Origin of the sequence: Providencia rustigianii (genome assembly GCF_900637755.1) — a bacterium.
Classification (GTDB): domain Bacteria; phylum Pseudomonadota; class Gammaproteobacteria; order Enterobacterales; family Enterobacteriaceae; genus Providencia; species Providencia rustigianii.
This window is the reverse complement of record NZ_LR134396.1, coordinates 440,603-464,624: the sequence shown is the minus strand read 5'-3', so window position 1 is coordinate 464,624 and position 24,022 is coordinate 440,603. Positions and strand designations below refer to the sequence as shown.

Below are 24,022 nucleotides of genomic sequence, written 5' to 3'. Positions count from 1 at the left end.
TTAAAGATACGCTTGTTTTATAGATTGTCACATAACCGTTTTATTCATCATCTTAGTTTGTGCAGTTTGACACTTTTTAGACATTTTAAAGTCACGATGTACAAAAAGTGTCACACAACCGTCAACTCATTGTCACCTTCAAAAATTAGCATGCTAAGCAACCAATACGGCTCCTCTTATAGAGAGAAACAACATGAAAGCTATCGTACCTGCAATTTTACTGTCACTCACTACCTCTCAGATTGCATTTGCTGCTGACGCCGACTTATCCGAATTAATCAATGCAGCAAAAAAAGAAGGTCAAGTTTATAGCGTGGGGATGCCTGATACATGGGCAAACTGGAAAGGCACATGGCAAGATTTATCCAGCCAGTACGGCTTAAAACACCAAGATACCGATATGAGCTCCGCACAAGAAATCGCGAAATTTGCCGCTGAAAAAAGTAATGCAACGGCAGATATCGGCGATGTCGGTGCCTCTTTTGGTCCCGTAGCGGTACAAAAAGGGGTAACACAACCTTATAAACCGACGACTTGGTCACAAGTTCCTGATTGGGCAAAAGATAAAGATGGCCATTGGGCACTGGCGTATACCGGCACTATCGCTTTTATGATTAACAAAGATTTAGTCAAAGAAGCCCCGGCAAGTTGGGACGACCTGCTAAAAGGCAAATATAAAGTTACTGTGGGTGATGTGGGGATCGCAGCCCAAGCAAATAATGCCGTCTTAGCTGCCGCTTTTGCACGTGGGGGCGATGAAAATAACCTGCAACCTGCCATTGAATTTTTCGGTGAACTCGCAAAACAAAAAAGACTTTCCGTCAATGATCCAACCGTAGCTAACATCGAAAAAGGTGAAGTCGAAGTCGGTATTCTTTGGGATTTCAACGCATTGAATTACCGTGACCAAATCAACCGCGACCGTTTTATCGTCGTGATCCCATCCGATGGTAGCGTCATTTCGGGTTACACCACCATCATCAATAAATACGCCAAAAACCCAAATGCCGCTAAGTTAGCCCGTGAATTTATCTTCAGCGATAAAGGCCAAATCAACCTTGCCGAAGGTTATGCACGTCCAATTCGTGCTCAATACCTTACGCTGCCAGCAGATATTCAAGCCAAACTGTTACCGGATGAGCAATACAAAAATGTTCACCCAATTAAAGATGCGCAAGCGTGGGAAAAATCATCACGTAATTTACCAAAAATGTGGCAGCAACAAGTGCTGATCCACCAGCAATAATTTAGGAAGCAACAGTCTGATGTCTGAGAAAGTCATACTTGTTGTTCTAGACGGTTTAAGTTATTCAGTAGCCCATCAATGCATGGGCTATCTCAATGGTCTTATAAAAACCGGTAGTGCAACACTTTATAAAATGGAGTGTGAGCTCCCATCCATGTCGCGCCCGTTATACGAATGTATTTTAACGGGTGTACCTCCGGTCAAAAGTGGTATCGTCAACAACGAGATTGTACGCTTATCCCACTTTGACAGTATTTTTTCGCTGGCTCATAAAGCCGGGAAAATCACGGCAGCAGCGGCTTATCATTGGGTCAGCGAATTGTATAATCGAGCTCCTTTTGATGCCAACCGCGACCGCTTTACCCACGATACACAGTTACCGATTCAATATGGCTGCTTTTACCAAGCTGACCATTATCCCGATGACCACCTGTTTATGGATGCAGAGTATTTACGAACCCAGTATTCCCCAGATTTTTTACTAATCCATCCAATGAACATTGACGATACTGGGCACAAATTTGGTTTTGATTCCCCACAATATCGTAATGTGACCCGTAAAGCTGACGTGACCCTATCCCACTACATACCAGCGTGGATGGAACAAGGTTATCAAATCATAATTACCAGCGATCACGGCATGAATAACGATCGTAGCCATGGTGGAATTTTACCCGAAGAACGCGAAATCCCGTTATTCACCATTGGTAACCGTTTTTCCCATCAATCTCACGCCGCAATTGAGCAAACGGCTATTTGCGGCACGATTTGCCAGTTACTTGATGTACCCCATCCAAACAAAACTGTTTGCGATGACTTACTCACCGAGGTGACTCATGGCTGATATTCCCGCCGACTGCGCACAGCCCCATCCAAAAACAGAGGGCATAATAATGACTAAAAAACCATTCGCCCGTTTTCATTGGCAAGCCGCACTGTTAATCGTGCCGTTCATCCTACTGTTTTGCTTATTCCAAATTGCCCCTATGATTTGGGTGCTGTTTAACAGCTTCATTTATGAAGAAGCTTGGTCTTTCGATAATTACTTTGAAATCTTCACCAATGATTTTTATCTGCAAGCTTTTGAAAATACGATTTGGCTATCCTTAATTTGCAGCGTGGTTGGTTTATTGATAGCCAGCATCACCGCTTTTTCCATCTACAAAATGCAGGGAAAAGTACGCAATTTGATGATTTCATTTACGACAATGGCGAGCAACTTTAGTGGCGTACCTCTGGCTTTCGCCTTTATCATCATTTTGGGCTTCAACGGTGCAATTACTCTGCAATTAAAAGCGTGGGGATGGATTGATGATTTTAATATTTATAGCGCCAGTGGGTTAATGCTGCTGTATATCTACTTTCAAATCCCGCTGGGTGTTTTATTGCTATACCCTGCGTTTGATGCCCTTAAACCTGAATGGGAAGATGCCGCCAAAACCATGGGAGCCAGTAAGTTCACGTACTGGATGAAGGTGGGAATTCCGGTAATTGCTCCCGCATTACTTGGCACCTTTATTATTTTGGTAGCAAATGCGGTGGGGGCTTATGCCAGTACCTACGCATTAACCAGCGGTAACTACAATCTTGTTACCATCCGTATTGCAAGTTTGGTTTCCGGCGATCTTTTCCTTGAACCCAATATGGCTGCGGCAATTTCTGTACTGCTGATTGCTATTCTAGGTTTCATTACAGCTATCCACCATTGGCTATTAAAGCGGAGCTACCATGCTAAGTCCTAATCTCCGTACCTCAAAAACGCCGAGCTTACTGTTTCATAAAATCGTTCTGACCAGTGTGGCTGCTATCCTCGCCTTGCCAATTATTGCCACGTTTATTTACTCCATTTCGAGTTCGTGGGGCGCGACCATTTTACCTGATGCATTGTCCGTAAAATGGTATCTGCAACTGTGGCAAGATCCACGATTTTTAATGGCATTTGGGCGATCGCTACTGATCTGTTTTGGTACGTTATTGATCAGTACCTTAGTGATCTTACCGATGACCTTTGCGGTGTTTTACCGTTTTCCAAAGCTGAAAGGCGTGATGGATTTACTGATCATTTTGCCATTCGCGATCCCTCCGGTGGTTTCTTCGGTGGGTTTATTGCAAATCTTTGCTGATGAGCCGTTCATGTTGGTGGGAACCCCGTGGATTTTAATCGGAACTTATTTCACCATTACGCTGCCTTTTATGTACCGTGCACTGGCGAACAGTTTTCAAGGTATTAATCTTCATGACTTAATGGATGCCGCACATCTGTTAGGTGCCAGTACTTTCAAAGCCTTCTTAATGATTGTGCTACCCAATATCCGAAAAGGATTGTTAGTTTCCCTGCTGATTTCATTCTCATTTCTAATGGGCGAGTTTGTATTTGCCAATATCTTGGTCGGTACCCGTTATGAAACCCTGCAAATTTATCTGTTTAATATGCGCCAAACTAGCGGACACTTTACTTCTGCATTGGTGATGTCCTATTTCATTTTTACGTTGCTGCTCACTTGGTTAGCAACGCGATTAAACCGTGCTGGAGATGAACAATGAGCTACGTCATTGCTGAAAACTTAACAAAATCCTTTGGTCAGAATCAGGTATTCTCTGATATCCAGTTTACGGTCGAAAAAGGGGAATTTATTACTCTACTCGGTCCAAGTGGCTGTGGAAAATCTACCCTACTGCGCTGCATCGCGGGTCTGGAACAACCCGATAGCGGTGAGCTGTATATTAATCGCCAAAATATTACCCATCAGCCAGCTCAACAGCGCGGTGTCGGAATGGTGTTCCAAAGTTATGCATTATTTCCCAATATGACCGTGTCAGAAAACATCGCCTTTGGGTTGAAAATGCGTAAAGTCTCTGGGCAAGAAAGAGAAAAAGCTGTTGCGGATGTCATTGAGATGGTGGAACTGCAAGGCAAAGAAAACCAGTATCCTCATCAACTATCTGGTGGTCAGCGCCAACGTGTTGCCCTCGCCCGCGCATTAGTAATGAAGCCGCAAATTTTATTACTTGATGAGCCTTTATCCGCCTTGGATGCCCGTATTCGTAAACATCTGCGTCAACAAATTCGTAAAATTCAGCGAGAATTAGGTTTAACCACTATTTTCGTGACTCACGACCAAGACGAAGCGATGATTATGTCCGACCGCATTTTTTTAATGAATAAAGGCGCAATTATTCAAAGCGATACTGCGGAAAATATCTATACTCAACCCGCAACGGAATTTGTTGCGCGTTTTATGGGGCATTACAATTTAGTTGATGCAGAAAAAGCCAATGGAATGCTGGGAGTGAATTTAAACGGCACGCTCGCTATTCGCCCTGAGTCTATTTATGTACGGGAAGTTGGACGCCAGTATGGCACTCATATTTCGGCTCCAGTTGATGCCGTTATCCTTGACCATCAATTATTAGGGAATATCATTCGCTACAGCGTGAATACACCCGCAGGAGATATGACCGTGGATTTACTCAATCGCTCTTCTGAACGGTTATTTGAACCGGGCACTCGCCTTGAACTGATGTTTAATAAAAATGAAATTCGTGCTCTAAGTTAGTCAACGATAAGTTAGTTAGCCAAAGGAATACCATGCAAAACCAATTAGCCATCTTTGATTTAGACGATACGCTGATTCAAGGAGATAGCAGTGTGCTGTGGACCCAATACCTTTGGGATAAAAAAATCATCAGTGACCCACGTTTTGTCGAAGCAGATAAAGCTATGATGGAGCAGTACAATACTGGCAATTTAGATATGGCGACTTATTTGCAGTTTAACCTGCAAACCCTGAATGGAATTAAGGTAGAGCAAGTTGACCAATGGCTGGATGATTTTGTGGATACCATTATTATTCCTCGTGTTTATCCCGAAGGATTGAGCACGGTAGCCTCTTACCGATCCCAAGGGATCCCGATCATTGTGATCTCGGCAACTGTCTCGTTTATTGTGAAAAAAATCGCCGATCGTCTCGGTGCAGATGTGGCGATGGGGATTAATATCAAACAATCAAATGGCTGTTACTCCACTGAAATTGACGGCATTCCAACGTTTAAAGAAGGCAAAGTGAAGCGTTTGACTCAATGGCTCGCTCACCAACCAATCTCAGATGCCTACATTTATTTCTATACTGATTCTGCCAATGACCTACCAATGTGCCAATTTGCCGACGAAACTTTCATCGTCAACGGCGACCCTCGCTTGCTTCAAGCTGCCAATGAAAATCACTGGCCACAATATACGTGGCGTTTGTAAGTTTTAATTTTTATCGATAAAAAACCAAAGGGCAGCTCGATGGCTGCCCTTTGTGATCATGATAAATAATGACTCATTTATATTAATGAATTACCACAGCAAGGCATACAGTGCACATAGAATGACCATAATGATATACGATGCAATATTAAAACCTGCTGATGTTTTAAATGTTTCTGAGGTTAAAATTATTGCGCCTTTACTATCATCCTCTTTTGACGTTGTCAGACTAATCAACCCGATAACTACTGCAGTAAAGAAGAAGGTGTACATCATTTGATCAAGGAATGGCATGCCTAAAGGCATTAATTTCAGGAACAATGCAAATGGAATGGAAAGTAAAACACCGATGATTGCGCCTTTCGCATTGGTTTTTTTCCAAAATAGACCTAATAAGAATACGGCTAAAATACCTGGGCTAACTAACCCTGTATATTCTTGAATATATTGGAAAGCTTGCCCAATGTTGCCTAATAATGGTGCAATAAAGCAAGCCACAATCAGTGCAACAACTGCACTAATACGCCCCACATTCACGAGTTTATGATCTTCCGTTGCAGGTGCAATGTATTCCTTATAGATATCCATCGTGAAAATAGTTGCCACTGAGTTCAGCATCGAAGCTAATGAAGACACTATCGCAGCAGCCAACGCAGCGAATACAATACCTTTTGCGCCAACAGGTAGGAATTGTGTTAACCAAGGATAAGCTTTATCTGCCTGAGCTAATGTAGGCATATGTGCTTGTGCCGTTTCCCCTAAACCTGCCAGTAGCGCAGGATCAGAAACGATAACATAAGCAGCAATACCCGGAACAACCACGAGTATAGGCACAATCAACTTCATAAACGCGGCAAAAACTAACCCTTTTTGTGCTTCACCAATGGATTTAGCCGCTAAAGCACGCTGAATAATATATTGGTTAAAACCCCAATAATACAAGTTAGCAACCCATAACCCACCGATTAGAACAGCAATACCAGGTAAGTTACTAAACTGTGGATTATCCGGACTTAAAATCATTTCAAAGTGAGCTGGCGCTTCATCCGCCATACGACTCATACCGGCAAAAATACCGGCATCACCACCGATATAACTCACCGCCATAATAGTGGTTAAGAACCCACCCAAGATCAAAAAGAATACTTGTACAACGTCTGTCCATGCCACCGCGGACAAACCACCATAAAGAGAATATACCACCGCAAACAAAGCTAACCCCAAAATCGCGTAATGCATTGGGATACCAAGAATAGTTTGCAGAGCCAGAGCCCCTAGATACAGTACAGATGTTAAATTAACAAAGATAAACAGTGCTAACCAGAATACAGCCAAAATGGTTTTCAATGTCCGATTGAAGCGTTTTTCAACAAATTCAGGGATGGTAAAAATACCTTTCTCAATAAAGACTGGCATAAAATATTTTGCCACGATGATCAATGTTAGTGCAGCCATCCATTCATATGATGCGATAGCCAGCCCGATAGAGAAACCCGAGCCTGACATACCAATAAATTGTTCCGCAGAAATATTCGCTGCAATTAATGAGGAACCTATTGCCCACCAAGGCAAAGTCTTTCCTGCAAGGAAATAATCTTTCGTCCCTTTTTTCTGCCCATTTTTATCTCGGGATACCCAAAGCCCAACGGTGACTATGATTAGCACATACAAGGCAAAAACCCCGTAGTCTAGTGTGCTTAATCCAATACCTGCTGTCTGCATAATAAAATTCCTTAGCCAAATGATAACGGCGCCAGTGTAAACGTTACCACAATAATTAGCCGTTACTTGAATCACATATTAACACTAAATATTTAACACATTTAGATTAACAAAAATAGAATGGGAATCTATTCTATCCGTTGATTTATAAGGATTTAAATAATATTGATAAGGTTTGGGGTTATTAACTAATGATAAGGTTGTTGAACGCCATCACAAATAAATGATAACGTTTACATTAATAAAAAAGGAGTTAGAGAGGGCGAACAGAATTACGCTGAACTAATGTCGGTGAATAGACTAAATTTTCATCTGGGATCGTTTCTTCCCGAGCCAAAGCCAATGCTAGCTGTGTGGCTCGCTCTGCCATCATTTGAATGGGATAACGAATAGTTGTTAAGCGAGGATGAATATAGCGAGCAATGAGAACGTCATCAAAACCGATAACCGACACTTGTTCTGGCGAAGAAATATCGTTTTCATCTAAAACTGCAATCGCACCCGCGGCCATAAAATCGTTGTAGCCGACCACCGCGGTAATATCTAACGATTTAATCAATAATTTGGTCATAGCGAGTTCACCACCTTCTCCCGACGGCTCACCATATTCCACATAACTTTCTGGTAACTCAACACCGTGATTTTTCAATGCATCTCGATAACCGAGCAAACGCTGAGCGGCATCCTCTATTTGATGATTTGAAGAGATATACGCGATTTTTTTATGACCTTGACGAATAAGGTGCTCCGTCGCCAGATAAGCCCCTTTATAGTTATTCAACGAAATACAGCGATTAGCAATTTTTTCAATGCGTCGGTTGATCAAGACCATACTGGGCACTTCTTTCGCGTATGCTATCAGCTCTTCATCCTCCAACGCTTTTGAATGAATAATTAAAGCATCACAACGATTGTTGATCAGTAATTCAATCGATTGTCGCTCTTCTTTCGCATTATGGTAACCATTACAAATCAGGATATGTTTACCATTTTTATGCGCTACTGCATCAACGGCTTTGACCATTACACCAAAAAAAGGGTCAGAGACATCGTTAACTAATACACCAATGGTATTTGAGCTTTGGTTCACTAATGCGCGAGCGGCGGCATTGGGCCTATAACCCAGTTTATTCATTGCTTGTTGAACGGATGCTATCGAGGCCTGACTTGCCTTAGGAGATAGGTTGAGCACGCGAGAAACCGTTGCAACAGACACCCCTGCTTCCCGTGCTACATCTTTTATTGTCGCCATTGTACACCTCAATATTCACGATAAGTTTATTAAACAACAGGCTGTATTTAAAAACAATGTGTTAGCGTTTAAACAATGGGCTAAATCATTTTAAATAACGATGGCTAACGTTTCGCGATATAAAAAAATAAAGCACCGTCATATTGCGGTGCTTGGGAATACATCAGCCACTGGCTTCTTTATTAGAAAATAAAAAATTAAAAAATAAATTGGTAACGCGTTTGGCTTGTATAAGTTTGATTAGGGTAGGAAATACCACTCCACGGCTCCCCCCACTCTGGATGATTGACTGCATCCGGTGGAAATTGCGTTTCAAATGCAATACCTGAAAAAGGGGTGTATACCTTTGTTTTTCCTGTTACATCAATAAGGTAATTACCCGTATATAGCTGCATAGCAGGCATTGTCGTCATCATATTCATGCGTACATCACCATCTGGAGATAATAACGACGCAGCAACGCTCTTTCCATCAACCACCGAAGGTTCCAATATCAACGTATGGTCATATCCCCCAGCACGTCGTTGGTCTGCATCTTGCAAAAAATCACGGCTAATACGCTTACTTTGTCTAAAGTCAAAATTAGTTTCGGTGACATCACGCCATTCACCAGTTGGAATCCCCTCTTTATTGGTGGGTAAAAAATGGGTTCCATAGATTTGTAAATCATGCTCTAACACCGTTTTGTCAGAACCTTCTCCTGCCAAATTAAAATAAGCATGATTGGTGAGATTAACAGGGCATAGCTGGTCGACTCGGTGTTGATAATCAATGATGACCTGATTATCATCAGTCAGTTCATAGCTCACCTCAACCCACAGTTTCCCCGGAAATCCTTGGTCGCCATCAGCGGAAGTTAGCGTAAAAATGGCCTGCTGTGAATTTGGCTGTGTAACCGCCCATAGACGGTAGCTAAAATTATCTTTTCCACCATGCAAGCAATGCTCGCCTTGGTTACTCGTCACCGAATACACCTTATCGTTCAAGGTGAATGACCCATTGGCGATACGATTAGCAACACGCCCAACCGTTGCCCCCAAATAAACAGATTGTTCCATTTGTGAGGCTATGTTTGGTGAACCTAAGACAACATCGCGCTTTCCCGTGGAGAGCGGTAATATACAGCTCATCCAGCTAGCACCAAACGTCGTCAATCTAATTTCCATTCCACTTTGATTTATCAGCGTAATTTCTTTTGGTGCATCCAATTCTTTAGAAATCTGCATATTCTTCCAGCCGTAACCTGATTATTGATGCTTAATAACTTAAAACGTGATTAACTCGCAACGAAAACCCCAGCCCCTGCACTTGGCTGACAGACATAAATATCTTCTTTTAACCCAGTCATAGTCTGGTATTGGGCTTCTACCGCAGCTTTAACTGGCTCAACGAGCTGCTGTTTCATAACCGCAACAACACAGCCGCCAAATCCACCTCCGGTCATGCGTACACCGCCTTGATCGCCTAAAACAGATTTGACGATATCCACTAATATGTCGATTTCTTTAACCGTGATTTCGAAATCATCCCGCATAGAAACATGGGATTCCGCCATGAGCTGGCTCAGTAATAGCAAATTGTTTTCTGTTAATGCTTTTGCAGCCGCCAGTGTACGGGCATTTTCCGTAATAACATGTTTAGCCCGCTTGGCAACTAATGGGTCGAGTTGGTTCTGCTTTTGAGTAAACTCATCCAGCGTAATATCACGTAATGCTTTGACTGAAAACTGCGTTGCGGCAGCTTCACATTGCTGACGACGAGTATTGTATTCACTGTCGACTAAGCCACGTTTTTTATTGGAGTTGATGATCATCACAACCAAATCATCAGGCACGGGAATTGGGTAAACTTCTAAGCTACGGCAATCTATCAGTAAAGCATGCTCTGCATCACCGCTGGCAGAAATGAGTTGGTCCATAATCCCACAATTGCACCCAACAAATTGGTTTTCAGCTTGTTGACCATTAAGTGCAATCTCTTGTTGGCTAATATCAAGTTGATACAGCTCTTTAATCGTTTGCCCAATAACGACCTCTAAAGAGGCTGAAGAACTGAGCCCAGCACCTTGAGGAACATTGCCACTCACCGCAATGTCACAGCCGCCGAATTCAAAGCCTCTTTGCAATAAAAATTTGATCACGCCTCGAATGTAGTTTGCCCACATTTTTCCCGGTAAAAAAGTGATCTCATCATCCAAGCTAAATTCATCGCCATCGTTAGCATAATCTGCAGCAACCACTCGAATAATTCGGTCATTACGTTTTTTTGCTGCTGTCATGGTTTGATAGTCAATAGCGCAGGGAAGGACAAAACCGTCATTATAATCAGTGTGTTCACCAATAAGATTAACGCGTCCAGGGGCTTGAACATAGGTATCCGGTTGGTACCCAAATACGTATTGAAAAGCATTTTCAACCGTCTTTTGTAATTTATCCATTGAATAGGTTCCTAAATTTTCAAATTATTCGAACTGCTTAAGTAAGCTAATAATTATTGATTTTTTAACTGCGTTACTGCTGCTTATAATGAATATCACTGACTTCACGTAAGCGCTGTGCCGCCTGCTCAGGCGTCAAGTCACGCTGAGTTTCAGCTAACATTTCATAACCCACCATAAATTTTTTAACGGTAGCTGAACGCAGTAATGGAGGATAAAACAAAGCATGAAGTTGCCAGTGTTCAATGTCTTTTCCGTGATCAAAAAACGGTGCAAAATGCCATCCCATAGAATAAGGAAAAGCGCAGTTAAAGAGATTGTCATAGCGGCAAGTCAGCTGTTTTAATGCCAAACTTAAATCGGTGCGAATCGACTCACTCATCTCATCCATGCGTTTAATATGTATTTTTGGTAATAACATGGTTTCGAATGGCCATGCCGCCCAATAAGGTACCAACGCAATCCAATGCTCCGTTTCAACGACTGTTCGAGCGCCATCTTGCATTTCAGCCTTAACATAATCATTCAATAAATTGCTGCCATGCCGTTGATAATATTCAGCTAAAAAGTGGTCTTTTCGGGCAATTTCATTGGGTAAAAAATCGCTAGCCCAAATTTGTCCATGGGGATGAGGCTGGGAGCATCCCATGGCTTCCCCTTTATTTTCAAAAACCTGTACCCATAAAAATCGTTCACTTAACTCTGAAATTTGCTGCTGCCAAGTGTCCACCACTTGTCCAATTTCAGGTAGCGTCAGCTCTGGAAGGGTTTTACTGTGATCAGGGGAAAAACAGATAACACGACTAAGACCACTCACAGCTTGAGTTTGAAATAAATCTGACTGATTACTTGGCTGCTCACAGGTTTCGGGTAGCAATGCTGAGTAATCATTTTGGAAAACAAAAGTGCCTTGGTAATCTGGGTTTAACTCCCCAGAAACACGTTGATTTGTCGGACACAAGTAGCAATGTTGATCATACTTCGCCAATTCAGAAAATGCTGGCTTCTCATCCTGACCACTCCATGGGCGTTTTGAACGGTGAGGAGAGACCAAAACCCACTGCCCCGTTAACGGGTTATAGCGGCGATGAGGGTTTTCTGATGGATTAAATTGCATTTTTGTCATAATCACTTAGCCTCTCTCGCTTTCATATCCATTCGGGTTATGCAGTTGCCAGCGCCATGTATCAGCGGCCATATCATCAATAGTCCGAGTCGCATGCCAGCCTAATTCAGCGGTGGCTTTTGCTGGGCTTGACCAATATTCGGCAATATCACCTGCGCGGCGTGCTTCAAACACATACGGAATAGGCTTGCCAGCTGCTTTTTCAAAAGCATGAAGAACTTGCAGCACACTATTTCCATTCCCTGTGCCTAGATTATAAATATGTAAGCCGGCTTTCTCGCCAAGCTTATTCAGTGCAGCGACATGACCATCCGCAAGATCCATTACATGGATATAGTCACGCACACCCGTTCCATCCACGGTAGGGTAATCGTTTCCATAGACGGTTAATTTTGGACGTCGACCAATGGCGACCTGAGCAATATACGGTGTCAGATTATTGGGGATACCTTGAGGATCTTCCCCCATCAATCCTGATGAATGGGCGCCGACGGGATTAAAATAGCGCAATAGCGAGATTGACCACGCTTTATCGGCTTGATAAAGGTCTGATAAGCAACGCTCAACCATGTATTTACTGGTGCCATAGGGGCTTTGGGTATTTCCTGTCGGAAAGTCTTCAGTGATAGGTAATGATGTGGGTTCCCCATAAACGGTTGCTGAGGAACTAAAGATAAGACTTTTTACGCCAGCATTCTGCATACAGCGGGCTAAAACCAGTGTGCCATTAACATTAACATCATAATATTCAATAGGTTTTTCGACGGATTCCCCCACGGCTTTCAAACCAGCAAAATGAATAACAGAGTGAATATGATGAGTGGAAAAAATAGCCTTTAAGCACTGCTCATCACGGACATCTCCCTGATAAAATACCGGGCGAAAACCCGTCAGTTTTTCAATGCGATTCAGGACTTCCATCTTTGAATTACAAAGATTATCAAGAATAATTGGGGAGATTCCCGCGGCTATCATTTGAGCGCAAGTATGGCTACCAATATAGCCAAGCCCGCCTGTTACTAACACTTCAATCTTCTGCATATCCACCTCTGAATCATTTCAAATACGATTTACCGCGTTACCTACCATTTTGCAGGGCAGTATAACAACGACCAGCACCCCAGTTCTGTGATCAATCCCACCTTAGTGTAAACGTTTACACAAAAGTGACAATAACGCCGCAATATTCGTGGCGTTTGTAAAGTCGGTTCTTGGTTGTGGCCTTGGTTTTAACTCACTAGCCTTTCAAAGGCTCCTCTAAATTATTCTAGCTAGAAGAAGGTGGTAAACTAAGATATCCAAAATTAAGCTAACTAACTAACTGACTTATTTATAATAAATTTGAGTATTAAATAACTTCTGAAGGAATATTCAATCAAATGCGAACAGGTTGCCCTGTGGAGAGATACTTCTCCATTGTTTGGAAATTGAAGCAACGTTTTAGATGTTCTAATTTCTAATCTTGGAAAGGAATTATTGAAGCCTAAATTTTAAACTATAGCCAAAAAGGATAATTAAATTTAAGATAAGGTAGAATAATGGAGTTGCTGCTAAAAGGAGATGCAGGGATGCCAGAAAATAATTATATTGGAAGTGCAACAAGTCGAACAAATATCGGAACGTCCACAACAACGGTTTATGTCACTGTCCCGAAACTACGATTTTTCATGGAGCCTAGAGCGCTATCTTTTTCTCCTACGCAATCTATCCCGCTTTTACCATCAGCAACCGCAATACCAAAACCATCAATATCCCCGAAAGATGCCTTAGATGTTTTAACTCAGGTAGTTAAAGCGCCAAACCCGATGACGATATTATTGATGGGTCTCTTTTACTCACCGAGTGTGGGTGATGCGACAATGGATCGTATTTTTATTGGTCGTCCTCTTGAAAAGCGACTCATTTTTGGCGGTTTTTCTCGTTCTGTATCCACAGTATCTACCTATGACTATACGTCGGAAGCCTTTTTAAGAGAAATAGCTGCGGCAAAAAGTACGGTAACAACCCGTGTTCGTTTTCGAGTCATAGTAGACGAAGAGACGGGAAACCCGAAAATTGTTGGGTATGAAGTGGATGAAAAAAGTGGATTAGATAGGGTAAGAGTCCGCTTTGCTGAAATTCATGAGGATGGCACGGCGACATTTTCAGACCCTGAATTTAAAGGGCAATTTGTTTGGGATCTCAAAGAAAATACGGTGGAATACAATGATTACACCGCTCAAGAAGTCGCAGAAAAACCTATATTAGGTTTTCAGTCTGTTAAATTTAGTTTAGATAACGGACGTCGGGAAACCATCATTCATGATGGTGGTGAAATTGGACATACATCCCCACCAACTCCTTTACCTGAACCGCAAAAAATTTGGAGTTTGCCAAACCCCATTCCCGACATTGAAAAACCAGAAATAACCATAAGTCCGATACCCGAGCAATCAACGGGATGGATTGAATGGGTGCCTATTCACGAAACAGATTTTAATGATTATGTGATTGTCGATCCTCGAGGGGAAGTACCTGCAATCTATGTGTTTTTTCAAAAAGAGCCAGTAGATGATTTGGAAGTGGATTATTACGATAACTTTAAAGGACGCCCCCGCAGTGGGCTGTATGAAATCGATCACCTTCCATCTAAAGCAGCTGTTCGTATGTATTTAAAAAACAAATATTCAACGTTAACAGAAACACAATTAGATAAAATGGTTAATCAAGTAGCTTCAATTGCGATACCTAAAGAGGTGCATCAAAAATGCAGTGAAACTTATGGAGGTCGGAATAATAGTTGGGTTGATCTTGACAATGGCTCATCACTACGTCGAAAAGAACTGGATGCACAAAGTTTACGAGAAGCCGTTAACCGAAATTGGGCTGCTAATCGAGAATGTTTGGAAAATGAAGGCTACGATAGCAAATTACTGGATGAAAAATTAGACAAAATACATGAACTAAACGAAGCAAAAGGATTATACAAATGAGTGTAAATATTGAAGCATTAGTACAACGGTTAGGGGATACCTATGATGAACTTTATCGCGACGGGTTAATCCCTTATAAAACAAAACCTCAAGGCAACTCTGGAGATGATGTATTAACACTTAGAATGTCAAAAGAATTTACATTTTTAGCATTTGATAATCCGTCCAAAAAATTATCACAGATTACTATGACTCTCATACCAGATAATAAGCATAATGAGTGGGTTTTCCCGAACCAAATTCCCTTTGGATTAGAACAAGTGATGTCTGATGTTTGGTTTTATGAGCATATAGGCAATCCAATAAGACAAGCTCCTGAAGATGTTATTTTGGGTATCCCTATAGGAAAAACAGAGGTATTTAAGCTAAGCATTACAACGCAATCTATGGAGCCTATAGCTATGATTGTGAGCTTTCACCCCAAGATGAAAATGCTTGCTCAAGAAGTTACTTTTGAATTATTAGCGAATTTGGAAAAACGCTGGAAAGTAGATCATTATAAATGAGTGTAAATATTGAAGCGTTAGTACAACGGTTAGGGGATACCTATGAAGAGCTTTATAACGATGGACTGATTCCTTATAAAACCAAGCCTCAAGGGAACTCAGGAGACGATGTTGTCACGTTAGATATGAAAAAAGAGTCTGTTTTTTTATCTTTTGATAATCCATCGAAAACGTTAAGAGAAGTCACGATAACGGTTATTCCTGATGATATGCGTAATGGGTGGAAGTTTCCGAATGATATTCCCTTTGGACTAGAACAAGTGATGACTGAACGGTGGCTATATGAAAATTTAGGCTCACCTATTAGAAGCGCACCTGAACAAATAATCATGGGAATTAGTTTTGGGAAAACAGAGGTTTTCATTCTGAAATCTCCTCTTTTAGATAAAAAAATCGCAGTTTCAATGTTATATGGATATAAAAAAGTAAATGTTAAGAGTGTTACTTTTCTATACCTTGATGTATTAGAGAACGAATGGAAACAATAGAATCGTAATCCCCCAATGTGCTACTAATCCCAAAGGAGCTAAGCAAAAGGATTATACGAATGAGTGTAAATATTGAAGCGTTAGTACAACGGTTAGGGGATACCTATGATGAGCTTTATAACGATGGACTGATTCCTTATAAAACCAAGCCTCAGGGGAATTCAGGAGACGATGTTGTCACGTTAGATATGAAAAAAGAGTCTGTTTTTTTATCTTTTGATAATCCATCGAAAACGTTAAGAGAAGTCACGATAACGGTTATTCCTGATGATATGCGTAATGGATGGAAGTTTCCGAACGATATTCCCTTTGGACTAGAACAAGTGATGACAGAGGTGTCATTGCGTGAACGTTTTGGTTCACCTGTTCGCATTGCTAATGAAAAAATAGTTATGGGTATACCTTTAGGTAAAATGGAGGTTTTTAGGTTTAAAAATGAATCGTTAAGTCAGGATATCGCTATTTCTTGTCGCTATGGCTTTAAAAAAGTTAACGTAAAGGAAGTTACGTTTGAATCACTTGAACAACTAAATAATGAATGGAAGCAATAAAAATCCTAATGCTCCAATGTGACCTAATCCCAACGGAGCGAAGCAAAAGGATTATACAAATGAGTGTAAATATTGAAGCGTTAGTACAACGGTTAGGGGATACCTATGATGAGCTTTATAACGATGGACTGATTCCTTATAAAACCAAGCCTCAAGGGAACTCAGGAGACGATGTTGTCACGTTAGATATGAAAAAAGAGTCTGTTTTTTTATCTTTTGATAATCCATCGAAAACGTTAAGAGAAGTCACGATAACGGTTATTCCTGATGATATGCGTAATGGATGGAAGTTTCCCAATGATATTCCTTTTGGGCTAGAGCAAGTAATGACTGAACAATGGGTACATGAACATTTAGGTTCACCTATCCGAACAGGAAAAGAAAAAATAATTGCAGGGATCTCATTTGGTAAAACAGAAACATACACTATTAATAATTTAGCTAAAAAAATTGCTATATCGTTACGTTATGGATATGGACCTAAAAGAATTAACGTGAAAAAAGTAACTTTTAGATTACTAGAAGCGCTAGAAAAACGTTGGGAAAAGCGAATTTAATTCAGTAGCAGGATGATAACAGGATATTTAACCATAAATAGTCTAATCCCCCAATGTGCTACTAATCCCAAAGGAGCTAAGCAAAAGGATTATACGAATGAGTGTAAATATTGAAGCATTAGTACAACGGTTAGGGGATACCTATGATGAACTTTATAACGATGGACTGATTCCTTATAAAACCAAGCCTCAAGGGAACTCAGGGGATGATGATTTAAGCCTGAGGATGACAAAAGAGTATGTGTTTTTATCTTTTGATAACCCATCTAAGAAATTATCACAGATTACGATAACGTTGATCCCTGATAATGTCAGAAATCAATGGGTTTTCCCAAACAAAATACCATTTGGATTGGAGCAAGTCATGACTGACCGCTGGTTTTATGCACACATAGGTAACCCTATAAGAGTTGCCCCAGAAAAAGTAGTTATGGGCTTTGAATTTGGTAAATCAGAAGTATTTATTTTAAATGATTCAAGTCTGAAGAAAAAAACATCTATTTTGGTCAGTTATCATCCTGTAATGAAAGGTTTTGTACAATCAGTAACATTTGAGTTGTTAGATAACTTAGAAAAACGCTGGAAAGTAGATCATTACAAGTGAATGTAAATATTGAAGAATTAGTCAACGGTTAGGGAATACCTATGATGGGAAGTATTTTTTCATTGGTGGTTCTATTATTCAAACTCACCAACATGCAATAACGCCGTAATATTCGTGGCGTTTGTAAACTCAGTTCTTGGTTTTAACCTTGATTAGAACTAACTAACCTAGTTTTAACTTTTAATTATTAATTTCTAGGTTTTTAATTTTTACCTAATACGCTGATTTCCCCTAAATTATTCGAGCTAGAAGAAGGCGGTAAGCGAGGATATCCCGAGGAGCATACACAAGTATGTGACTAGGGTAGCCGAGTGAAGCCAACGCACTTATCGCTTGAAGAATGACGGGGAAACTCTATACTAAACATTCTTGTCGGAGTGCCTAGCATGCAAACGCATCAGGCTGAGACCGTTAATTCGGGATCCGCGGAACCTGATCGGGTTAATACCCGCGAAGGGAACAAGAGTAATCATTCAGCGCAATTTTCGCTTATCCATTTGGCGAAAAACCAGCCGCAACGTTATTCAATTACTCCTCCGAGCTCCAGACAAGCAACTTTCTTTCGATAAACCCGCTATTGGCGCACTACGTCAAATAGCCTGTGACGATGTCAGGAAATTGCTATGTCCAATAATGCTAATAATTCTGTAATACCGACGACTGATTTATCCCCAAAAGCTGCACCGGCACGTACTCGTAAAGCACAACGGGATGCCGCTGAAGATTTTATTAACACTATCTCTGGCGTTTCATTTCCAAATTCAAAGCGCATTTATCTTCAAGGCTCACGCCAAGATATCCAAGTCCCGATGCGTGAAATCCAACTATCCCCTACCCTGATCGGTGGTGAAAAAGACAATCCTCAATTCGAAGACAACGAAGCAATCCCAATTTACGATACTTCAGGTCCCTACGGCGATCCGGCTTCTGAACTCAATGTTCATAAAGGGCTGAAAAAAATTCGAGCGCCGTGGATCAGTGAGCGCGCAGATACCATCGCCATTGAGAATTTAAGCTCTGATTTTACTCAACAGCGTCTTGCCGATGCCGGCTTAGATCACCTGCGTTTTAATCATCGCCCCGCTCCCCTGAAAGCGCAAAATGGTAAGTGTGTCACTCAACTGCACTATGCTCGCCAAGGGATTATCACCCCAGAAATGGAGTTTATCGCCATTCGTGAAAATATGGGGCGCGAACGTATTCGCAGTGAAGTTTTACGTCATCAGCATCCGGGACAGGGTTTCGGGGCGATTTTGCCAGAAAATATTACCCCTGAGTTTGTTCGCCAAGAAGTGGCGGCGGGTCGAGCGATTATCCCTGCCAATATTAACCACCCTGAATCCGAACCGATGATTATCGGGCGAAATTTCTTAGTCAAAGTGAACGCCAATATCGGTAACTCCTCGGTCACTTCCTCCATTGAAGAAGAAGTGGAAAAGCTGATTTGGTCTACCCGCTGGGGCGCCGATACCGTGATGGACTTATCGACAGGTCGCTATATTCATGAAACCCGCGAATGGATTTTACGTAATAGCCCAGTGCCAATCGGTACTGTGCCAATCTATCAAGCCCTCGAAAAAGTCAATGGCGTTGCCGAAAACCTAACGTGGGAAATGTTCCGCGATACGCTGCTAGAACAGGCAGAACAAGGGGTCGACTACTTCACCATTCACGCGGGTGTATTGCTGCGTTATGTGCCAATGACCGCCAAACGCCTGACCGGAATTGTTTCCCGCGGTGGCTCCATCATGGCGAAATGGTGCCTGTCTCATCATCAAGAAAACTTTTTGTATGAGCATTTTCGTGAAATCTGTGAACTCTGCGCGGCTTATGATGTTTCTCTCTCACTCGGTGATGGATTGCGTCCAGGCTCGATTCAAGATGCTAACGATGAAGCCCAATTTTCAGAATTACATACCCTCGGCGAACTGACTAAAATCGCATGGGAATATGATGTTCAAGTGATGATCGAAGGGCCAGGGCATGTGCCAATGCAGATGATCCGCCGTAATATGACCGAAGAATTGGAACATTGTCATGAAGCGCCGTTTTATACATTAGGCCCACTGACTACCGATATCGCACCGGGTTATGACCACTTCACTTCCGGTATTGGTGCCGCCATGATCGGCTGGTTTGGTTGTGCAATGCTATGCTACGTGACACCAAAAGAGCACCTCGGTTTGCCGAATAAAGAGGACGTTAAACAAGGATTAATTACCTATAAAATTGCCGCCCACGCCGCTGACCTTGCTAAAGGTCATCCGGGTGCTCAGATCCGCGATAACGCCATGTCCAAAGCACGTTTTGAATTCCGCTGGGAGGATCAATTCAATCTTGCCCTCGATCCAGAAACCGCGCGTAAATATCACGATGAAACTCTGCCACAGGCCTCTGGAAAAGTAGCGCATTTCTGCTCAATGTGCGGTCCTAAATTCTGCTCAATGAAAATTTCACAAGAAGTTCGTGATTATGCGGCGCAGAAAGAAGCGGCTGAAAAAGAGCAAGGTATGGAACAGATGTCAGAAGCATTCCGTTCCCATGGTAGCGAACTTTATCATGGTGCCGAGATAGTTAATTCCGAGGTTGTAAGCGATGAACAAAATGCTTAAATTACCGAATAGCCCATTCCCACAGACCGAGCAGCGCCTCGGTCTTTACCCTGTTGTAGATTCTGTCGAATGGATTGAACGCCTGCTAAATGCGGGTGTTTCCACTCTCCAGCTACGCATCAAAGACAAAGCGGATAGAGAAGTTCGCGATGATATTCAACAGGCTATCTCTCTTGGCAAGCAACATAATGCCCGATTATTTATCAATGATTATTGGCAGCTTGCCGTCGAATTTGGTGCTTATGGTGTCCATCTGGGGCAAGAAGATCTTGAAGCCACCGATCTTGTAGCAATTCATCAAGCTGGCTTGCGTTTGGGCATATCCACCCACGACCATGAAGAGTTGGCCATTGCTAAATCTGTTCGCCCTTCCTATATCGCTATGGGGCATATTTTCCCAACACAAACCAAGCAGATGCCTTCATCTCCCCAAGGTTTAGAGACGCTCAAACAGATGGTGGATGCAACCCCCGAATACCCCACCGTGGCTATTGGCGGGATCTCCATTGAGCGAGTGCCAGCGGTATTAGCCACGGGCGTTGGGAGTATAGCCGTGGTCAGTGCCATCACTCAAGCCGATGATTGGCTTGCCGCGACGCAAACGTTGCTGGATTTGGTTAAGCATCATACGCGTTGAGAGGATACCTATCATGTTGAATGACCAAGAATTTATGCGCTATAGCCGCCAACTTCTTCTTGAAGACATAAGCTCGGATGGGCAGCAAAAACTTAAAAATAGCAAAGTATTGATTGTCGGGCTGGGAGGATTAGGTTCCCCAGCCGCTCTCTATCTCACTGGGGCGGGTGTCGGTGAATTATGGATTGCTGATCATGATGAGCTGCATATTTCCAACCTACAACGCCAAGTTCTGTATGCAACCCAAGATATTGAACAGTCAAAAGCGCAGCTTGCTGCACAGCGTTTAAAGCAACTTAATCCATTAATCAAGACGCGAGTTTTTCAGCAAAAATTGGATATCGATAGTTTAATTCCGCTGGTGGCCCAAGTGGATTTGGTACTCGATTGCTGCGACAACATGGCAACTCGCCATGCCGTTAATGCTGCCTGTGTGAAAGGAAATAAGCCCCTTATCAGTGGCAGCGCAGTCGGGTTTGGTGGGCAATTGATGGTCTTAGAACCTCCCTTCCAATCCGGATGTTACGCCTGTCTCTACCCTGACCAAGAAGAACCTCAGCGCAACTGCCGTACCGCAGGTGTGCTAGGTCCAGTGGTTGGCGTGATTGGCACATTGCAAGCTCTCGAAGCGATCAAGTTGCTGGTGGGGCTACCTTCGCCATTAAGTGGCAAATTGCGTTTATTTGATGGTAAGCAGCAGCAATGGAATACCTTGCAACTCACCCCGTCTAAGCAATGCCCCGTCTGTCGAGAGGAAATATGCTTATCATAATCAACGACCAGCCGATGGAAATGACGGAACCAATGACGGTGCTCCAACTATTTGAAAAAATTGAGCATCCCACTGCGGGTTCGGCACTTGCCATCAACCAAGTGATCATTCCTAAAAGTCAGTGGGAAAGCCACTTACTGAATGACCAAGACAATATTTTGCTATTCCAAGCGATTGCTGGAGGCTAATCATGTTAAAAATTGCTGATGTCACTTTTCAATCACGTTTATTTACAGGTACCGGAAAATTCGCTAGTTCAAACGTAATGCAGCAAGCGATTCAAGCTTCGGGTAGCCAACTTGTCACCATGGCGATGAAGCGAGTTAACCTGCGAGGGCAAGATGACGGGATTCTACAACCACTTCAGGAGCTTGGCGTTAGATTACTGCCCAATACCTCTGGGGCTAAAAATGCCCAAGAAGCCATTTTTGCCGCACGGCTCGCTCGTGAAGCGTTAGGTACCCATTGGATTAAATTGGAAATTCATCCGGATATGCAGTATCTACTGCCTGATCCCGTTGAAACCTTGCTAGCCGCTGAACAATTGGTTAAAGAGGGATTTGTGGTATTGCCTTATTGCAGCGCCGATCCGGTACTTTGCCGACGTCTTGAAGAAGTCGGTTGCGCCGCTGTCATGCCGTTAGGTGCACCTATCGGAACGAATAAAGGTTTAGTGACCAAAGAGATGCTGCGTATCATCATTGAGCAAGCTAATGTCCCTGTGGTGATTGATGCCGGTATTGGTGCACCCAGCCATGCTGCTGAAGCGATTGAAATGGGGGCTGATGCCGTGCTCGTCAATACCGCCATCGCCGTCGCCAAGCAACCGATTTTAATGGCTCAAGCGTTTAAAATGGCAGTGGAAGCTGCCGAGCTTGCCTATCAAAGTGGCCTTGCCGCTCCCAAACAGCAAGCTCAAGCCTCTAGCCCACTGACTCAATTTTTGGGAGCGCTACAATGATCAGCCGCTTCCGTGAACGCTGGGAAACGCTGGATTGGGATGACCTCACCTTGCGGATCAATAGCAAAACAGCCGCCGATGTTGAGCAAGCTCTTCATCGTGGCATGCTGACTCTCGAGGATTTCATGGCGCTGCTTTCCCCTGCCGCGAGTCATTATATTGAACCCATGGCGCAGAAGGCTCAGCAACTCACCCGCCAGCGATTTGGCCATGCGGTGGGTTTCTATGTGCCTCTTTATCTTTCAAATTTGTGTGCCAACGATTGTACTTACTGCGGTTTCTCTATGAGTAACCGAATCAAGCGTAAAACCCTCGATGAGTCTGAAATAATCAATGAGTGTGAAACCATTCGAAAAATAGGTTTCGACAGCCTGTTACTCGTCACAGGTGAGCATCAAACCAAGGTAGGAATGGATTATTTTCGGCGCTATTTACCGATTATTCGTCATTATTTCAGCTCATTGATGATGGAAGTTCAGCCTTTGAGCACTGAAGAGTACCGAGAGCTAAAAATCTTGGGGCTGGATGGCGTCATGGTATATCAAGAAACCTACCATGAGCTGACCTACCAACTTCACCATCTGAAGGGTAAAAAACAGGATTTTCACTGGCGCTTGGAAACCCCTGAACGCCTAGGTCAAGCCGGTGTTGATAAAATTGGGTTAGGGGCGCTAATTGGACTTTCGAGCAGTTGGCGCACTGACTGCTATATGCTGGCGGAACATTTATTGTATTTACAGCAGCATTATTGGCAGAGTCGCTATTCGATTTCATTTCCCCGTTTGCGTCCTTGCGCTGGAGGTATTGAACCCGCATCATTGATGAATGATGCCGAATTAGTGCAATTGATTTGCGCGTTTCGGTTATTAGCACCGAATGTTGAGTTATCGCTATCCACTCGTGAATCCCCTTATTTTCGGGATCATGTGGTGCCATTAGCAATCAATAATGTCAGCGCTGGCTCAAAAACCCAACCGGGAGGCTATGCTGATTCAAAAGTAGAGTTGGAGCAATTTTCTCCCCATGATAACCGCAGCGCTACTGAAGTGGCACAAGCACTCATGCAAGCTGGATTACAGCCAGTTTGGAAAGATTGGGATAGATATTTAGGGCGTTAGCTAGCTTAAATTGGGAAACATTCTTCGGGGTGTTTCCCATATAATGGAACAATCAAATATCGAGTTTAAACCTGATGAAAATAATATTAATTTGATCACAAAAAACCAATCCATTTTAAAATAAACCAGTTATAACTAAAGATTTAATAAAAATTAAAATTTATTTTAATAATTTTTTAAAGTTAAATTAATTTTTTTAATATAATAGT

At 42.5% G+C, this 24,022-nt stretch carries 24 protein-coding genes and 1 riboswitch; of the genes, 18 read left to right on the top strand and 6 right to left on the bottom strand.

The annotated features are described in order from the left end of the window. The first annotated feature begins 193 nt into the window (after positions 1-193). Genes EL244_RS02125 through EL244_RS02100 form a run of 6 tightly spaced genes read left to right on the top strand, consistent with a single transcriptional unit; the run spans position 194 to position 5,498 of the window. Positions 194-1,246 (top strand): ABC transporter substrate-binding protein, encoded by a 1,053-nt coding sequence (locus EL244_RS02125; RefSeq protein WP_126458379.1) that lies wholly within the window; start codon positions 194-196, stop codon positions 1,244-1,246. 19 nt (positions 1,247-1,265) lie between these two features. After that, the gene (locus EL244_RS02120; protein WP_126458376.1) at positions 1,266-2,090 is read left to right on the top strand and encodes an alkaline phosphatase family protein; all 825 of its coding nucleotides are present in this window, start codon (positions 1,266-1,268) and stop codon (positions 2,088-2,090) included. After that, positions 2,083-2,988, top strand: a complete 906-nt coding sequence (locus EL244_RS02115) for an ABC transporter permease (protein ID WP_006813660.1) — start codon at positions 2,083-2,085, stop codon at positions 2,986-2,988. The genes EL244_RS02120 and EL244_RS02115 overlap by 8 nt, the downstream gene beginning before the upstream one ends. Further along, the gene (locus EL244_RS02110; protein WP_126458374.1) at positions 2,975-3,790 is read left to right on the top strand and encodes an ABC transporter permease; all 816 of its coding nucleotides are present in this window, start codon (positions 2,975-2,977) and stop codon (positions 3,788-3,790) included. The genes EL244_RS02115 and EL244_RS02110 overlap by 14 nt, the downstream gene beginning before the upstream one ends. Next, complete coding sequence (locus EL244_RS02105; protein ID WP_126458371.1) at positions 3,787-4,803, top strand: ABC transporter ATP-binding protein; 1,017 nt, start codon at positions 3,787-3,789, stop codon at positions 4,801-4,803. The genes EL244_RS02110 and EL244_RS02105 overlap by 4 nt, the downstream gene beginning before the upstream one ends. A gap of 32 nt (positions 4,804-4,835) precedes the next feature. After that, positions 4,836-5,498 carry an HAD family hydrolase gene (locus tag EL244_RS02100; RefSeq protein WP_126436282.1) on the top strand — a complete coding sequence of 221 codons (663 nt, stop codon included), beginning with the start codon at positions 4,836-4,838 and terminating at the stop codon, positions 5,496-5,498. A gap of 90 nt (positions 5,499-5,588) precedes the next feature. On the opposite strand, the gene EL244_RS02095 is transcribed toward EL244_RS02100, so the two are convergent. From EL244_RS02095 to galE, 6 genes are all read right to left on the bottom strand, one after another. After that, positions 5,589-7,220 (bottom strand): sodium/sugar symporter, encoded by a 1,632-nt coding sequence (locus tag EL244_RS02095; protein WP_039854509.1) that lies wholly within the window; start codon positions 7,218-7,220, stop codon positions 5,589-5,591. A gap of 253 nt (positions 7,221-7,473) precedes the next feature. Continuing rightward, a complete protein-coding gene (locus tag EL244_RS02090; RefSeq protein WP_006813665.1) occupies positions 7,474-8,472 on the bottom strand; it encodes a substrate-binding domain-containing protein in 999 nt (332 codons plus the stop codon). A gap of 197 nt (positions 8,473-8,669) precedes the next feature. After that, the gene (gene galM / locus EL244_RS02085; RefSeq protein ID WP_126458369.1) at positions 8,670-9,698 is read right to left on the bottom strand and encodes a galactose-1-epimerase; all 1,029 of its coding nucleotides are present in this window, start codon (positions 9,696-9,698) and stop codon (positions 8,670-8,672) included. 50 nt (positions 9,699-9,748) lie between these two features. Further along, entirely contained in the window at positions 9,749-10,909 is a 1,161-nt protein-coding gene (gene galK, locus EL244_RS02080) for a galactokinase (RefSeq protein ID WP_006813667.1), read from the bottom strand. A gap of 73 nt (positions 10,910-10,982) precedes the next feature. Next, positions 10,983-12,035: a UDP-glucose--hexose-1-phosphate uridylyltransferase gene (locus EL244_RS02075; protein ID WP_126458367.1), complete on the bottom strand. Its 1,053-nt coding sequence runs from the start codon at positions 12,033-12,035 to the stop codon at positions 10,983-10,985. Positions 12,036-12,041: 6 nt separating this feature from the next. Next, complete coding sequence (gene galE, locus EL244_RS02070; protein ID WP_126458364.1) at positions 12,042-13,076, bottom strand: UDP-glucose 4-epimerase GalE; 1,035 nt, start codon at positions 13,074-13,076, stop codon at positions 12,042-12,044. 497 nt (positions 13,077-13,573) lie between these two features. Between galE and EL244_RS02065 the strand changes: the two genes are divergently transcribed. The 12 genes from EL244_RS02065 (at position 13,574) to thiH (ending at position 23,813) form a co-directional block, all read left to right on the top strand. Further along, complete coding sequence (locus tag EL244_RS02065) at positions 13,574-15,007, top strand: S-type pyocin domain-containing protein (RefSeq protein WP_230084832.1); 1,434 nt, start codon at positions 13,574-13,576, stop codon at positions 15,005-15,007. Beyond that, positions 15,004-15,513, top strand: a complete 510-nt coding sequence (locus EL244_RS02060) for a DUF6392 family protein (RefSeq protein ID WP_126458362.1) — start codon at positions 15,004-15,006, stop codon at positions 15,511-15,513. The genes EL244_RS02065 and EL244_RS02060 overlap by 4 nt, the downstream gene beginning before the upstream one ends. Beyond that, positions 15,510-16,001, top strand: a complete 492-nt coding sequence (locus EL244_RS02055; RefSeq protein ID WP_126458359.1) for a DUF6392 family protein — start codon at positions 15,510-15,512, stop codon at positions 15,999-16,001. Before EL244_RS02060 ends, EL244_RS02055 begins: the two co-directional genes overlap by 4 nt. Positions 16,002-16,060: 59 nt before the next feature. Continuing rightward, the gene (locus EL244_RS02050; RefSeq protein WP_126458357.1) at positions 16,061-16,552 is read left to right on the top strand and encodes a DUF6392 family protein; all 492 of its coding nucleotides are present in this window, start codon (positions 16,061-16,063) and stop codon (positions 16,550-16,552) included. A 59-nt stretch (positions 16,553-16,611) separates the two neighbouring features. Next, positions 16,612-17,109, top strand: a complete 498-nt coding sequence (locus EL244_RS02045; RefSeq protein WP_112836025.1) for a DUF6392 family protein — start codon at positions 16,612-16,614, stop codon at positions 17,107-17,109. 97 nt (positions 17,110-17,206) lie between these two features. After that, positions 17,207-17,713 (top strand): DUF6392 family protein, encoded by a 507-nt coding sequence (locus tag EL244_RS02040; RefSeq protein ID WP_126458355.1) that lies wholly within the window; start codon positions 17,207-17,209, stop codon positions 17,711-17,713. A 363-nt stretch (positions 17,714-18,076) separates the two neighbouring features. Continuing rightward, positions 18,077-18,189, top strand: a riboswitch (TPP riboswitch). A 147-nt stretch (positions 18,190-18,336) separates the two neighbouring features. After that, the gene (gene thiC / locus EL244_RS02035) at positions 18,337-20,325 is read left to right on the top strand and encodes a phosphomethylpyrimidine synthase ThiC (RefSeq protein WP_126458352.1); all 1,989 of its coding nucleotides are present in this window, start codon (positions 18,337-18,339) and stop codon (positions 20,323-20,325) included. After that, positions 20,318-20,962: a thiamine phosphate synthase gene (gene thiE, locus EL244_RS02030; RefSeq protein WP_126462702.1), complete on the top strand. Its 645-nt coding sequence runs from the start codon at positions 20,318-20,320 to the stop codon at positions 20,960-20,962. The genes thiC and thiE overlap by 8 nt, the downstream gene beginning before the upstream one ends. 13 nt (positions 20,963-20,975) lie before the next feature. Next, entirely contained in the window at positions 20,976-21,734 is a 759-nt protein-coding gene (locus EL244_RS02025; RefSeq protein ID WP_006813672.1) for a HesA/MoeB/ThiF family protein, read from the top strand. Continuing rightward, positions 21,722-21,922 carry a sulfur carrier protein ThiS gene (gene thiS, locus EL244_RS02020; RefSeq protein ID WP_006813673.1) on the top strand — a complete coding sequence of 67 codons (201 nt, stop codon included), beginning with the start codon at positions 21,722-21,724 and terminating at the stop codon, positions 21,920-21,922. The genes EL244_RS02025 and thiS overlap by 13 nt, the downstream gene beginning before the upstream one ends. A gap of 2 nt (positions 21,923-21,924) precedes the next feature. Further along, positions 21,925-22,695, top strand: a complete 771-nt coding sequence (locus tag EL244_RS02015; protein ID WP_006813674.1) for a thiazole synthase — start codon at positions 21,925-21,927, stop codon at positions 22,693-22,695. Then, positions 22,692-23,813: a 2-iminoacetate synthase ThiH gene (gene thiH, locus EL244_RS02010; protein ID WP_126458349.1), complete on the top strand. Its 1,122-nt coding sequence runs from the start codon at positions 22,692-22,694 to the stop codon at positions 23,811-23,813. The genes EL244_RS02015 and thiH overlap by 4 nt, the downstream gene beginning before the upstream one ends. The last annotated feature ends 209 nt before the right edge of the window (positions 23,814-24,022 follow it).